We start from the raw sequence: 13,456 nt of genomic DNA, 5'->3' as shown, positions 1-13,456 counted from the left end.
TTCAGGCCATAGCCAGTAACTTTAGAGATGTGTCTCTTATGTCAAAAACATCGGAGACGCTTTTTACATTTTTTTGGAAACACCTCGGAAAAGCCTGTTAAGCACTGAAACAGGATATTGTAAAGTACAAAAAGCGTGGTCTGCTGTCATCCCTAGAAACTCTCCCGAAAGTAGCTCCTACTCCAATTGAATCTTCACAATCGCTTCAGAACCTCCTCCAAAGTCTTAATAAATTTCGGCATAGGAAGAAGATAGTTGAAAGGATATTGATTCCAAAATACGAATTCTTGTAAAGCGAATAGATAGTGCTGTGGCGGAACAAACTTTTTGCAGGAAGGCATACAGAAATTACTCTTTGAGGAAGGCTATAATTCGCTCGTTACAACGCTTATTAAGCGCTTCGACTGAGACGCAAGTTTCTGTAGGTGATGGATAGATAATTCAATTCGAAATTTTCCACTAAATATAAGTAACTCTTCAAGCAGCTTGTAGTTGTTTATAGACATTAATTTGTACACCCTTTCATACAGTATCGCATGAAAGGGTGTACAAATTTCGTTATTTTATACCTTTTCTTAAGTTGATAGCTATCGCAGCTATACATATGGTATTAGGAACATGAATAGTATTCGTTACAGAAACCACCCTAATAGCTGAATCAGAAGTTATTACAATTCAATTGACTATTTTACTTCTTCTGTGGGGACTTTCAAAGGATGTACAAAAGTGTAAAGAAAAACCGCTCGTTACTTTAATTATTTTAATTACTTATGGTATTGGCACTTACTTATATGTGATATTTGCTTTCAGAGGTTATTGATTAATATAATGAAGTTACATTAGTAGATTACATTAAGAAGGAATTGATTTTAAAGTTCACATTATCTATGAGGAGAAATAAAAAGGTTATTAAAAACCTTTTTATTTATAAGCATTCATTAGTAAATAAAAACTCCCTAAAGTGAACCTCATTTAGTAGGACTTCTTCATTTACAAGTTTTCCGTGAGCATCATAAATATATCTATACATTCGTAAACTTTCTATTAAATTTTTGTTTATTTTATCATAATTGTACTTAAATTCATTTTCACAAGTGTACTGCCGATTAAGGTTTTCTCTGAGGAATGGAGGATGTAGGGATAGGTATAAAGTTGTTTTCTCTAGTTCTAAAAATTCCTTCATGGATGGGATTAAAGAGTATTCACTTCCTTCAACATCTATTTTTATAAAATTCAAATCCTTGATATTATGTTTATGAATTAATTCATGTACAGTGGTGCAATCTACGGTACATGAATTATCTGAAATAGTTGGAATAAGACTAGGAGTGGAGTCACCATATGCACTTCTTATATATAAATTAGCAGTTCCTGTTTTTTCAGATAATGCAGCATTTATAGGAGTTACCTTTGAAGAGATTTGGGTATTTAAAGTAAGGTTTTCATTCAATTCTTCAAAAGCAACTGGATCAGGCTCCACAGCGTAGACATGTTTGGCTAGGTTTGCCCCATATAAGACTGTAGGTCCAACCCAAGCTCCGATATCAAGATAGCTATTATGTTCATTTAGAAATCTGTCCAGAATATTGAATGTAGACTCTTCCCAACTATTATTTTTTATTAAATCCCATACCATAGCACTTTGTGGACTTGCTACTACGTCAAACATAGCTTCTCTTTTAGAAATAGATATTACATCATTAGTCATCGATCACATCTCCTTAATTAGTCAGTGTCGAAATCAGATTGTTAAGTGTAATTTTATTTATTAATTCCAATTACTCCATTCAGTATTAAACAGTTTCTTTTCTTCATCTGAAATAATATTGTTTTTGTACCAAGGTAAATGTTTACATGTAAAATCATCAGCTACTCTTACCGCATCATAAAAACCGTTATTGATAAATTTTTTATTGTACACAGCAAAAGTTGTATCAATGTGAGCTTTATAAACTTTTGGATTATTATATTGCCTGAGAGGAAAAAGCCAAAATTGTTGTTCCCATTGTCTAACTGTACATTGAAAACCGGCTCTTAACTCTTCGTTAAAATTAGGATCAGGCGAAATATCTAAGGCAAGGCCTGCTTTAAAGACTGAAAGGTCGATTGTTAATTTTTTCAAATACCCAAGAAAATCATCCGGCATTTGTTCATTAAAATATAAATCTGGATCACTTACAGCAAAGAAATCTGGAAGTAAATTCAAAACTTGAGGATTTGTAAAAAATTGTGGTCCGTAGTTCTCATTATTTTTCATCAAATTATATTTGGTTGATATTTGTTCGTAAAATTTAAGTAGAGGGGGAAAAGTTGAATTATTATCCCAAATCCATATATTTTCATCTTCCACCTTTTTTTCTTGTAACTGATTTAACATTTTTTTTAAATAGGTAATATTATTAAAAGCTATTACTATTACAGGAATATTTGAATTGTTTTTTAGGTTCTCTATATTAGAACGACTTAGCTGGTTTTTACATTCAAACATAAGTTGTAACACCTCCAGAGGAAACAATTACCTTCCATTTTTTTGTAATGTAAAAAAGTAAAGAAAATCTTTTCTAGTCATTTCTTATCCATTTTGATTAAATAAGCATAAGTGTAGAAAACAAAACACAATAGTTACATACTGTGAGTATATTAGAGGTAACATTTCAAGATACACATAAAAAATGAGGAAAAGAAATTGTTCGAAACTTTACTATCTACATATATCAAATTTTAATATTCAAAATTCCACCTGTTATAATAAATGGTTTTTCAACTAAAAGTTGTTATACGTTTGAGGCTGAGCTTGGTGAAACTTTAGTAGTATCATTTTATAGATTCATCGGAATCAATTTTTGGAATTTAACGATGAAGATAGAACATAGAGCGTTTTTTCTTGATATACTATGTAAATTATAAAAAAAGGTTTATAAAAACAAAAAAATTTGAAGGAATGGGCAATTAAAGAGAAAAAAGTGGATTTTCGTGTGAATATATGAAGCAACACAAGGAGAAATTTGATTCATTACAATAATCGCTTGTATCGCATATGATATTGGCTATTTCTTTTATATTATGTTTGCTTTTGAAGTTTAATAATTAATTTTATGGAAGTAAAAGGCTCCCTGCTTAAGAAGACCTTACGGAACACAGAAAATATATGAAAAAGGTGATTCATATGCGATAAGATATTTTAAAACTATAAAAAACAAAGTCAATATGAATTCCTTACCTTAGATTACATAATATGAATATAAATGAATTAGGGCACCCTTTCCTTGAGTTGATGGCTATGACCTTTCAGGCACTCTTTTTTGACGAGGAGTTTCTCGGTGAAGATGTAATTAGCAAATGCTTCTTATATACTTCAATATATGTTTGTCCTTCAAAACTGTACGTACTATTTTACTTTTCTAGTCTCTCTTTTTGTTTATCAATCAAAAAAATCAATGTTTATGTCATTATTATTTTTAAATTTTATTTTCTCTTCCCCACATTTCTCACACCTACGAATAAAAGCTACACCCAATTTACCATTTTTATAATCTTCATTATCCTGTATTTTAATGAAACTATAATTATGTTTACGGTTCGATTTATCCAAATACTTTTCAATCCACTTTTGCAACTTAACAGAGCCCATCTCTATCAAAGAATTTCCACCTAGTCTTATAGCATACTTTTATTTAAATTCTCAATCTCATTTTGCAACTTTTTAAATTGCTCAAAATGCATTGTTATAGATTGAATACTATTCCTTTCAACATTTTGCTTCACTAATAAAACGCCTGTATCGTGAAAAATCGCTTCAAGTTCTTTCCTTATAGATACTTTCGTAATATATGCGGTTTTAATTGCCGATAAAATTGCTATTTCATTAAACTTTAATTTTATTTCATTAGGACAAAATGCTTTTTCGATCAATGTAACATCATTACTATAAATAAAAGCAACAAGTTTACTTGATTCTGCATCTGTTAAATCCACTGTTTTTATAACATTATCCATTACATTTCGCCTCCTTTAATTCCGTATATATTAATTATACAAATTTATTCTTTTTAAAATTCAACTCTTCGTTAATTTTAACATACTTTTTGCTCGATTGATTAAACAAAGCTTCAAACATTTTTCTATTCCGCAATATTTGTCAAATGAACCAATTAGACTATACCTTCATATAGTAATGCAAACAATTACTTATAAAGTAGGTGAAATTTATGCCCTCAGTTGTAGGGAATTTAGTTGTACAAAATAGTAACGGATCTTTCAACTTAGGTGATTTCTACAACGTTTCTCCAAAAGAGAATACGAAAGCTTATAACGGATCTGGCGCATCTAACGTTGGTTTCGTAGTGAACACTTTTAGTGGGGTTAGCGCGACTAATACATTTGATTCTGATCTAGCAGATCAAAACCAAGTTGGTACGGCCTAACCAGATCGGTAATCATCTTTGTATAACATTTTAAAATTTGTCTATACTATACTCAGGCTGACACACAGCTATCGTCGATTTTTTGAGTGCCAATCTTTTTCTCCCTTTCCCCGGGACTAAGCAGCTAGCTTGCATCTAGCTGCTTTTTCATTTAGTTCTTCACCTCTTCAAAAAAATTAGATTTTTACAGGCAGCCTGACTCACAGCCGAATTTTGAGGCGTAAATCTAACTGCCCGCAAATAGCTAGATAAATTAAAGAAGCTAAACTTCAAAATTCAGCTTCTTTTAAGTTACATCAATTATGTCCCTTGCAGCAAATATATATGTTTTATAAAATGCATCTGTACATTTTACAATTTGTTGAATTGGATTTATATGAACCACTGTCATATAACTCGTAAGTATGTATCCTTCTTCAAAATAGGTCACTAACATCTCTTTTTCAGACAATAATGAAGTTAATAATTTGTCTGAAATACTTTCTTTCGCTTCATTCGTTATTAGTGGCCTTTGGACTTTTAATTTCTCTCCAATAATTTTTCTCATACTTAATAATTGTTCCGACATTACTGTAAATGGAACCCACTCTCTTCCTTTTTCCTGTACCTTTACATAATTCATTTTCTTTACTCCTCAATTTTCTACATCTATCCATTCATAAATTTCACTTCTAAATACACTTTATCCATCTCTTATTTAATATGTAGCGTAGCTTTCCAATTCAAAATTATTTATGAATTTGTAGGAATCTCCACCCAAAAAGAACGTTAGTTCTAATTATACACGAACGAATGTTCTTTCGGAAGTACAACATGTAAATTTTTTAAACAAAATGCAACCTTAATCTATGAAGTTTATTCATACTGATTGATTCCTCCTTTTAATTAATGAATTCTCTTTGCACTTCCTATCGCATCATAGAATACGTGTAGCAACAATAAAAGCGACTCCACCTCATGTGAAATCGCTTTTATTGAACTAATTATATTTCTAATTTTACTTTTCTATCCTAACTAACGTTCTTTCTGGAATACAAATTTCAGCTACATCTCATTAACCATCCTTCAACAAAAGCATATACTTTGATTATGAACGAACGCACAAATCTTTAGAAACTTATGATGTAAAACCATTCATTCCTCATAAGTTTCATACATATCGACAATTACTACCATTTATCCCGCTATTTGCGGGCTAATAATCAGTGAGAACGAACAAAACTCAAATTGATTAATATTTCACTTTCTTTATTGAATAAGTTTAGGTTGCATAATAATATGTAATTCTCTCTCTGTTTCTGTTTTTTTCGGATTTCGATAGTATTCCAGTTTATATTCTACTACTTCATACTCAACCATCCCAATCTTTATCCCTTTTGTTTCCTTTAATACAGCTAATAGAACGCTTATATTTTCATTAGATGATTCAAAAATTTTCCCTCCGCCTTCTCTCTTAAAAATAACTTTCATATATTCTCCCCCAAGTTAATTTAATAATCTAGTAAATATAAAAATATTCATCCTACTTTAATAAATAATTCATATCATCGTTAAGAACATCCTTTTGTAATAAATGTTCAAAATTTCACTTCCTATAAAGTTAGTTTATACTCCAATAAATATGATATGTACCATTCTTTAAATTATGTCCTCTATTCAATTTCTAAGAAAATATCAAAAATATATTTAGTTTATATTTAACAAAATTAATTAACTAAAACATTATCATTTCAACATTTTGCGAAGTAATTGTTTATTCCTTTTTATTTACACCAAAATTTTCTATTGTAATTCTTAATATTTAAATGTAATATTGTATTGTCTTACTATCTATTTATAACTCACACACTAACGAGAAAAGGGAACTCTATATGAGTTCCCTTTTCTATTAAAAATTAAAAAACAGAAATATAGCACTATGCTAAATCTCTGTTTTACTTCTAAACTTTACTTCGCATCTAAGAATTTAAATGTATCTTTAAATTCATTATCTGTTACTTTAATATCCGCTTCTTTCAATAGATCATTGATTACTTGTTGTTTCCATTTACCTGTCGCATCTTGTAGTCTTTGTTGTTCTAAATCTTTTCGAATCGAATCTTTCACTTCATCAAATGGTTTCAATTCTTTTTTATCCGTCACTTTTATAATATGATAACCAAAAGATGTTTTTATTGGCTCACTTACTTGTCCTGCATCTAATTTATACGCAGCTTCCTCAAATTCTTTCACAGTTTGACCAGGAGCAAAACCAGCTATTTCTCCGCCCTGTTCCTTTGAACCAGTATCTTCCGAATATTGTTTCGCTAAAGCAGTAAAATCTTCACCATTATTTATTTTCTCTTTTACTTCTTTCGCAGTTTTTTCATCTTTCACTAAAATGTGACTTACCTTCATTTCTGGTTTATGGTTATCTTTCACATCTTTATCTGTGACAGTCGCTCTAATCGCTTTCTCAAGTGCAATTTCTGGCTTCATTCTCTCTTTTAATTCATCTTCATTTTTTAATCCTACTTGCTCTAAAGCCACTTTAAACTTGTCACCCATTTGTTCCTTCGCTGCGTCTACTTGTTTTTTAGCTTCTTCATCTGAAACTTCATATTTATCTAGCAATGCCTTATTTAACATCATTTGAGATAAAGTACTTTTTCCATATGTTTGCCTTAATTCTTTACTAAACTCTTTCTCTGTCACGTTTCCTACTTTTGATGTTGCAACATTTTCTGAGGAACCACACGCAGACAATGTTAGCGCCACACATGTAATAATAGTTCCCATAAATAGCTTTTTCTTTTTCAATTCAAATACCTCACTTTGATAAATGTATATTAGGAACTATACAGCGCTATTGTGAAATTAATGTGTTTTCCGCAAGTATTTCTCTTCATGCCAGAGACAAGCTTTATTAAATACAAAAGCCGGCATAAAGCCGACTTTTTAACATCATTTAATCTGCACATGTTCTTCTTTGATCCATTTGTTCCCACCTATATCTATATATCCATCTTGACGATTCCAAATACGATAAGGGACCTTCCCATCGACCGCACCTGTATCATTCCCGTTTGGTCCATCGTACGTTCTAATTTCATATCCAGGTGTGTATTTGGAATATGCATAAAACCATTGTACATTAAAATGTTCTAACTTAGCCCACTGTTGTTCACTACCTAAACAAATCATATCTTTTTCGCCACCTCCCCAATAACCTTTAAAGATTAAATATGGGATTTTTTTCGTAAGTCTTCCTGTAAACTGTGGATTCGCAGGATTTTCATATAAATTAATGCCGTATCCATCATCATATTTTGAAACTGCAATACCAATTCCATTTGGTTGCTTACTATCTCCAATACTAGATTGATTTGTTTGATTTGAACCTATAAACCAAGAAAGATTTTTATTCCCAATTAATTGATTTAAATCACATTTTCCAATACCAGGAACATTTCCTGAATCAGTATATTGCCAAATATCACAAGGATATGCTGGTTTATTCCCTCCATAACGAGGAATCCAAATAAAATCAGCATCAATATTGCGAGCTCCAAATGATACATACGTGTGATGTCCTACATATAAACCAATTTTTTTTGCACCTAATCGGCGTAATTCATCAATAAATGCTTGAGTCCCGCCTTGCATATCTACCATTGTTTGAACTTCTACATCTGCCACCCAAAATTTAGCGTTTTTATCGCCACGATTCCAAAAATCTTGCGCTTCTTTTTTTGCATCTGAAATAGATATAGAACGGCAAAATGCATAATTCCCAAATGGAATACTACGTTTCTTCATTTCTTTCACATAACCTTGATACATAAAATCAACCGTATTCGAACCATCTTGAACTCTAGCAATAACTAAGTCTAGCTGAGACACTGCAATATCCCAATTAATATTTCCATTCCATTTCGAAATATCTACAATATAACCCATTACTAATCAACTCCTTTTTATTATCTTATTCAAAGCTTGTATTATTGCTAGACCCATATGCCTAATAGCAAGCTTCTATAAGACAAATAAATATATTTTCATCATTTTTTAAAACTAAATAATTTCTTTTTATCCATAATAAACAAGTTCTTCTTTTTACATTTGCAAACGATAGACTTACGTTTATTTCACACTAAATATTGGGATGAAATCACAAATAATGCACATACTATATATAAGCAATTTTTGCTTATACTCATGAATGACCTCCAAGATTTTTCAATCTCCCTGTAAAAAGGCAGCTAAAAAAAGCTGCCTTTTTACAATTTATTATATAGAGACAAGTTAATTACCGCTTATTCCCTCGTATTAGTCTGTTTTTAAGCTTTTTATAAACATGATATATATTTTTTTACAACACTATTTTGATACGTACTAGAAATTAAATCAACTACAATAAAAATTACATATTATATTAATATGTCTTCCTAATTAAAAGGAAATAAACATATAACCCCTGTTATGTAAGGAGTTTATTTAATGAGAAAAATCCCTATCGTATTCAAAGTTCCCCCGAATTCAAAGCTAAAAGTTACATTCTACGGTCCTTGTAACGAAGTAATTACAAATGTGTCTTTAATTAATCAACTACCCACCCCTACCTGCCAAACTGTATCTCAATATCCAGACTTTAAGAAATATATAACTGAAGTCCGATCATTATCAAATTGTTAATCGTATAATTTTATGATTTATCATTTCGAACAGTACGATAACAAAATAGTAAAAAGAGCCGCATCTTTCAAAAGAAACGGCTCTTTTTCATTTCACAAAAACATGACTTCATTAAAAAACTAAAATAACTCATTAATTGATATTCTATTGATATTTTGTTGATATTTTACACATATTAATGAAATGAGCATATATTATCGTATGGAGATTCTCCACTCATAAAACCTATCTTTTTTGAGCATACTTTGTTTGTATGCTCTTTTTTTATTCTTTACTTAACGGATTATCTTGTTAACATTTCCAAATATCCATCTAACCAAACATTGAATATTTCAAAAAAACATTTTCTTATAATGCACTATGAATATAAGTTTAATAATTTATCTGTAGCTACATTTTCAGTATCACTTAAATCGACAAAATAATGAAGTTGCCACAGTTGACTCTTCTTAGCTTGATTACTAACAGGTTTATCCCAAATAGGGTAAACCCTCATAGCCATTTTCCCTTTTTGGTTTTGCGTTTTTAATATTTTTTCTTTTAGAAGAATCTCTTTTGGAAAAATAAATTGTCCTAGTTTATTATCCGCTATACAAGTGATAACTAAAAGGTTAGGAGCCGAATCATAAAAAAATGCCTGATTGCTCATAGAGGCATTTTTCTCCCAAAAAGAAACAAATTGTCCAATCTTATTAGGCGTAATTTTCGATACCCTAAATCGTATGCTTCTATTATTTAGCTGGAATACCCATCCTGCATATTCTGAATTTTGCTTTTCTTCTTTTCGTTTAGTAATTAATAGATTATTAGGTTTATAAATCATTTCATCTAGTTTTTCAATTATATTACTAAAATTTGTCATGTAAACGCACCTTTTTTATTTTTCAGTATACCAAGAACATTCGTTCTTGTATATCAAACTTAAACAAATGATGACTTTGAATAGTCTTTCAAAGATCATTTGATCTACTCCATCCATAACTTCAAATTTACTTTTATAGTATTTATTACATTACTCTTCCAATTTCTTGTATTTTTCATTATTATATTAATATATCAATAAAAAACGAGGTACATATTACATGAATCCATCCAAAATTGACTTCGGCTCCATAGAGCAACCTTTCTTCCTATTAGTTTTATATCTTATCGCAATTCTTTTAACACTCGGCATTACATTTAATATATGTCATTCCCTTTTACTAAATTTAAATGCACCGAGATGGGTAGCAAAACTGTTAGCTATCGTATTAACTCTAGGTGTTGCTTATCAAGTATTTATGAACTTATTTTAATATATTACCTTCTAAATAACTTAAACTAAAAGGCCCTACCATAAGGTAGAGCCTTTTTTTAAAAAATAGTCCATAAATCACAAACATGTCTTTTATTTTATTGGAGATGGGAATCTTGCAGCTTCAAAATGCGTACTAATAAATCCTGGATCATTTTGTATAATCAGTCCATCTACATCACTCTCAGCAAAAATTTCAACTACATCTCCTGCATGTAATTGAAGTATTGTTGAAACAGCTACGACATTTGCAAAATTGGGTGGACCAAAAAAGTCATTATCTATCGCTATAGCTGGATTATCATTTACCCGAATTTCTACACGCGCTCTATAATTCGTATTACTATCATTAGGTGCAAAGCTGATTGTACCAATAATAGAATAAACTCCTCTAGTCTTCGGAATAAACTCTGATGTTACTGGATTATATTCATTCGCTAAATCAAACTGTTCATTTGGGAATAATACTTTAACAAAAGTATTTGCAGTGACATTTTGATCTACTGTACTAACAGCTCTAAAAGCAGATGCCCTTACAAGCTTATCTTTCTCATTATCACAACACTTATCGTAATAATCTGTACTCTTCTTACAACAAGTATGCTGTGTCTTTTTATAGCCATTGCAATGCTTACAATAATAATAAGACATATTTATATCCCCTTTCTAAATCTATTGTTGTATACTATGCAAAATAAATTTAAAAAGTTTGGACGAGCTATTGCTATTATGAAATTAAAAAAACTCCACCGAAAAGCAGAGTTAATAAAATTTTTTCCTTTTTAATATTTATACAATTGGAGATGGGAATCTTGCAGCCTCAAAATGAGAACCATCTTCTGTACTACTAATAACCCCATCTATACTACTTTGCGCAAAAATCTCGACAATATCACCTGCATGTAATTGAAGTATTGTTGAAACACTTACAACATTACCAAAATTTATTGGACCAAAAAAGTCGTTATCAATAGCAATTGCCGCATTTCCATTCACTCGAACCTCTACACGTGCTCTATAGTTTAAATTTGTATCGTTTGGAAAGAAACCAATCGTTCCAATTACGGAATAAACGCCTCTAGTCTTCGGAGTAAAATCTGATGTTGCTGGGTTATATTCGTTCGCTAAATCAAATTGTTCATTTTGAAATAATACTTTAACAAAAGTATTGGCTGGAAGGTTTTGATTAACTGTATTTACAGCTCTAAAGGCAGATGCTCTTACAAGGTTATTCTCCTTATGATCGCAAGAACAGTCATCACATCTTTTACCGCACTTATTATAATACTCACTTCTTTTTTTACAGCAATCATGATTTTTCTTTTGGTAACTCTCACAATTCTTACAGTAGTAATAACAAGACATATATAGCGCTCCTTTCTACTCTATTACTACATATTATGCAAGCTAGATTTGGAAGGTTTAGACTAATTTGCTGCTATTACCAAAATAAGAACGTGCTACCATAAGACAGCTTGAAGAGAAAGTATAAGTATAAAACAAAGCTTAATGTTAGGAATGCGTCACCAATTATATTACTAAAGTAGTATCTTTAATGATGCATTCCTTGGCCTAGGATGTTCTCGTTTTATAACACCCTACATTACTGCTGCCCTCTTGAATTTATTATCCCCCTCCGCTACGTTCATTTCTGGTAAGTTTTCTCTGACTAATTGTTCAGCAAATGGTGGCGGTACCGCGTTTCCGCATCTGGCAACTTGTTCTGTTTTCGGATAAGGCTTCCCGTAAAAATCATGATCAATAATGTAGTTGCTTGGGAATCCTTGCGCTGCATATAACTCATGAGGTTGTAACATTCTCATTCCAATATCTAAAATTTTATAATTGTTCCCTAGATACGAATCATTTCTTATAAGGACACTCTGTACTTGCGCCCTAATATAATAAATACTCAAATTTATTCCCCCGTATATTTTTATAAATTGTATACAGTTCCATATGGAATTGTTGAAACAGAAATTCCATATGGTGTAATATGATGCATTGGGTAATAATACTCCATAGATGAATAGTACGGTTGTATGCCTTGCTGTATTTGTTGCATTTGCTGCTGTGCTTGTAACGCTTGTTGAACAGCTTGAATTGTACTTTGTGCTCCGCTATACGTAATACCCGCCGTACCATACGGACGCATTCTATCTCGGGTATCAAAATATGAATAAAACATTATTATTCAACTCACTTCCATATAAGTTATTACAAAGTATGTTATGATTCTTAATTTCAGTGAGTGTTAAAAACTAGTCCACTAGCTTTTATTCAAATAGCGTTTTTGCTCACCTTCCTTCTTTTGATCCCCACTTTTTTTCAAAATATTCAGACGTTACTTTGCATTCAAGGCCAATCTTCTCACCGACAATCAATCGGTCTACATTTGCAATCATCCACGGGTATTCAGGATGCTGCAGGATTGCATTTCTGCGTTGTACCTTTAAATTCGTACGCTTGGAAAATTCTTTTGCAACTACCTCTTCCAAAACGTTTCCGAAATATGCCGATTCACTTTGTAAATCTTCCTTTTCAATCGCTTGTGTTTTTTCAAAGAATACTTGAACTGCTGATTTTCATTAATTTAAACCTGCGATTGCAGAAACATCTGAGCCACCAATAGCTTGCAACCACTGAGCGTGGTCCATGTTTAGTGTGTTAACCAATACTTTTGCTTGCATGTTCTATTCACTCACCTTCCATATTATACTGATACCAACATATATTTTTTTATGAGGACTCATTGCCGTGAGTCCTTTTTTATTGCCCCAAATACTTTTGTAACAATTCCAACGCTTCATTAATGCTCCCATTCACACCCTCAGGTTCCGCGCCTTCTGGATATTCCTGTGAAATCATTACCGCTCGACTGATGGCATCTTGTAACTTTTCGGCATCGATAGACGTTGTCATGATACCTTCTTGCTCCTGTGGATCAGCTTTACCATAGCCATTGTGCATGGACATCTGGTTTTCTAGCATCTAGCTCGCCTCCTTAAAAAATGCAGGATTTTCCTTTCTATTATCGAATTAGTAATGTTTGGAAAGGGGGTGT

The 13,456-nt window shown here is 31.5% G+C and carries 18 protein-coding genes and 1 pseudogene; 3 read left to right on the top strand and 16 right to left on the bottom strand.

Going from position 1 to position 13,456, the window contains the following annotated elements:
• Positions 1–365: 365 nt before the first annotated feature.
• The 5 genes from NSQ47_RS06175 to NSQ47_RS06155 all read right to left on the bottom strand — a co-directional run bounded on the left by NSQ47_RS06175 (position 366) and on the right by NSQ47_RS06155 (position 3,996).
• Positions 366–506, bottom strand: coding sequence for a hypothetical protein (locus tag NSQ47_RS06175; protein WP_165763953.1), 141 nt, complete (start codon positions 504–506; stop codon positions 366–368).
• Between the two features lie 419 nt (positions 507–925).
• Entirely contained in the window at positions 926–1,708 is a 783-nt protein-coding gene (locus NSQ47_RS06170; RefSeq protein WP_070139243.1) for an FkbM family methyltransferase, read from the bottom strand.
• 60 nt (positions 1,709–1,768) lie between these two features.
• A complete protein-coding gene (locus tag NSQ47_RS06165; protein ID WP_070128332.1) occupies positions 1,769–2,488 on the bottom strand; it encodes a glycosyltransferase in 720 nt (239 codons plus the stop codon).
• A 933-nt stretch (positions 2,489–3,421) separates the two neighbouring features.
• Positions 3,422–3,631, bottom strand: coding sequence for a hypothetical protein (locus NSQ47_RS06160; protein ID WP_070139280.1), 210 nt, complete (start codon positions 3,629–3,631; stop codon positions 3,422–3,424).
• Between the two features lie 26 nt (positions 3,632–3,657).
• Positions 3,658–3,996, bottom strand: coding sequence for a hypothetical protein (locus NSQ47_RS06155; protein ID WP_002012726.1), 339 nt, complete (start codon positions 3,994–3,996; stop codon positions 3,658–3,660).
• A gap of 212 nt (positions 3,997–4,208) precedes the next feature.
• Between NSQ47_RS06155 and gerPF the strand changes: the two genes are divergently transcribed.
• Positions 4,209–4,424, top strand: a complete 216-nt coding sequence (gene gerPF, locus NSQ47_RS06150) for a spore germination protein GerPF (protein WP_001141569.1) — start codon at positions 4,209–4,211, stop codon at positions 4,422–4,424.
• Between the two features lie 286 nt (positions 4,425–4,710).
• On the opposite strand, the gene NSQ47_RS06145 is transcribed toward gerPF, so the two are convergent.
• The 4 genes from NSQ47_RS06145 to NSQ47_RS06130 all read right to left on the bottom strand — a co-directional run bounded on the left by NSQ47_RS06145 (position 4,711) and on the right by NSQ47_RS06130 (position 8,363).
• Positions 4,711–5,046, bottom strand: a complete 336-nt coding sequence (locus tag NSQ47_RS06145) for a YolD-like family protein (RefSeq protein ID WP_002012722.1) — start codon at positions 5,044–5,046, stop codon at positions 4,711–4,713.
• A 626-nt stretch (positions 5,047–5,672) separates the two neighbouring features.
• Complete coding sequence (locus NSQ47_RS06140; protein WP_341036373.1) at positions 5,673–5,894, bottom strand: hypothetical protein; 222 nt, start codon at positions 5,892–5,894, stop codon at positions 5,673–5,675.
• Between the two features lie 477 nt (positions 5,895–6,371).
• Positions 6,372–7,223 carry a peptidylprolyl isomerase PrsA gene (locus NSQ47_RS06135; protein WP_341036372.1) on the bottom strand — a complete coding sequence of 284 codons (852 nt, stop codon included), beginning with the start codon at positions 7,221–7,223 and terminating at the stop codon, positions 6,372–6,374.
• A gap of 144 nt (positions 7,224–7,367) precedes the next feature.
• Positions 7,368–8,363, bottom strand: a complete 996-nt coding sequence (locus tag NSQ47_RS06130; protein ID WP_341036370.1) for a glycoside hydrolase family 25 protein — start codon at positions 8,361–8,363, stop codon at positions 7,368–7,370.
• 540 nt (positions 8,364–8,903) lie between these two features.
• On the opposite strand from NSQ47_RS06130, the gene NSQ47_RS06125 reads away from it, so the two are divergent.
• On the top strand, positions 8,904–9,098 hold the full coding sequence (locus NSQ47_RS06125; protein WP_016104771.1) for a hypothetical protein: 195 nt from the start codon (positions 8,904–8,906) through the stop codon (positions 9,096–9,098).
• Between the two features lie 358 nt (positions 9,099–9,456).
• Here NSQ47_RS06125 and NSQ47_RS06120 read toward each other — a convergent pair whose 3' ends face one another.
• Complete coding sequence (locus tag NSQ47_RS06120) at positions 9,457–9,960, bottom strand: MepB family protein (protein ID WP_016104770.1); 504 nt, start codon at positions 9,958–9,960, stop codon at positions 9,457–9,459.
• A 220-nt stretch (positions 9,961–10,180) separates the two neighbouring features.
• On the opposite strand from NSQ47_RS06120, the gene NSQ47_RS06115 reads away from it, so the two are divergent.
• A complete protein-coding gene (locus NSQ47_RS06115; protein ID WP_002157952.1) occupies positions 10,181–10,393 on the top strand; it encodes a hypothetical protein in 213 nt (70 codons plus the stop codon).
• Positions 10,394–10,485: 92 nt separating this feature from the next.
• Here NSQ47_RS06115 and NSQ47_RS06110 read toward each other — a convergent pair whose 3' ends face one another.
• From NSQ47_RS06110 to NSQ47_RS06085, 6 genes and pseudogenes are all read right to left on the bottom strand, one after another.
• On the bottom strand, positions 10,486–11,043 hold the full coding sequence (locus tag NSQ47_RS06110) for an ABC transporter permease (RefSeq protein ID WP_078181916.1): 558 nt from the start codon (positions 11,041–11,043) through the stop codon (positions 10,486–10,488).
• A 138-nt stretch (positions 11,044–11,181) separates the two neighbouring features.
• Positions 11,182–11,757, bottom strand: coding sequence for a C1q-like domain-containing protein (locus tag NSQ47_RS06105; protein WP_002157954.1), 576 nt, complete (start codon positions 11,755–11,757; stop codon positions 11,182–11,184).
• A gap of 233 nt (positions 11,758–11,990) precedes the next feature.
• Positions 11,991–12,245: pseudogene (locus NSQ47_RS06100) on the bottom strand (DNA cytosine methyltransferase); the annotation flags it as partial.
• An 83-nt stretch (positions 12,246–12,328) separates the two neighbouring features.
• Positions 12,329–12,580 carry a DUF3947 family protein gene (locus NSQ47_RS06095; protein WP_002136277.1) on the bottom strand — a complete coding sequence of 84 codons (252 nt, stop codon included), beginning with the start codon at positions 12,578–12,580 and terminating at the stop codon, positions 12,329–12,331.
• 109 nt (positions 12,581–12,689) lie between these two features.
• Positions 12,690–12,938: a YqaJ viral recombinase family protein gene (locus NSQ47_RS06090; protein WP_341038211.1), complete on the bottom strand. Its 249-nt coding sequence runs from the start codon at positions 12,936–12,938 to the stop codon at positions 12,690–12,692.
• 223 nt (positions 12,939–13,161) lie between these two features.
• Entirely contained in the window at positions 13,162–13,383 is a 222-nt protein-coding gene (locus NSQ47_RS06085; RefSeq protein ID WP_002148161.1) for a hypothetical protein, read from the bottom strand.
• Positions 13,384–13,456 lie beyond the last annotated feature (73 nt).

The sequence above is a fragment of the Bacillus sp. FSL R10-2780 genome (genome assembly GCF_038006125.1).
GTDB classification, from domain to species: domain Bacteria; phylum Bacillota; class Bacilli; order Bacillales; family Bacillaceae_G; genus Bacillus_A; species Bacillus_A cereus_U.
This window is presented reverse-complemented; position numbering and strand designations above follow the sequence as displayed.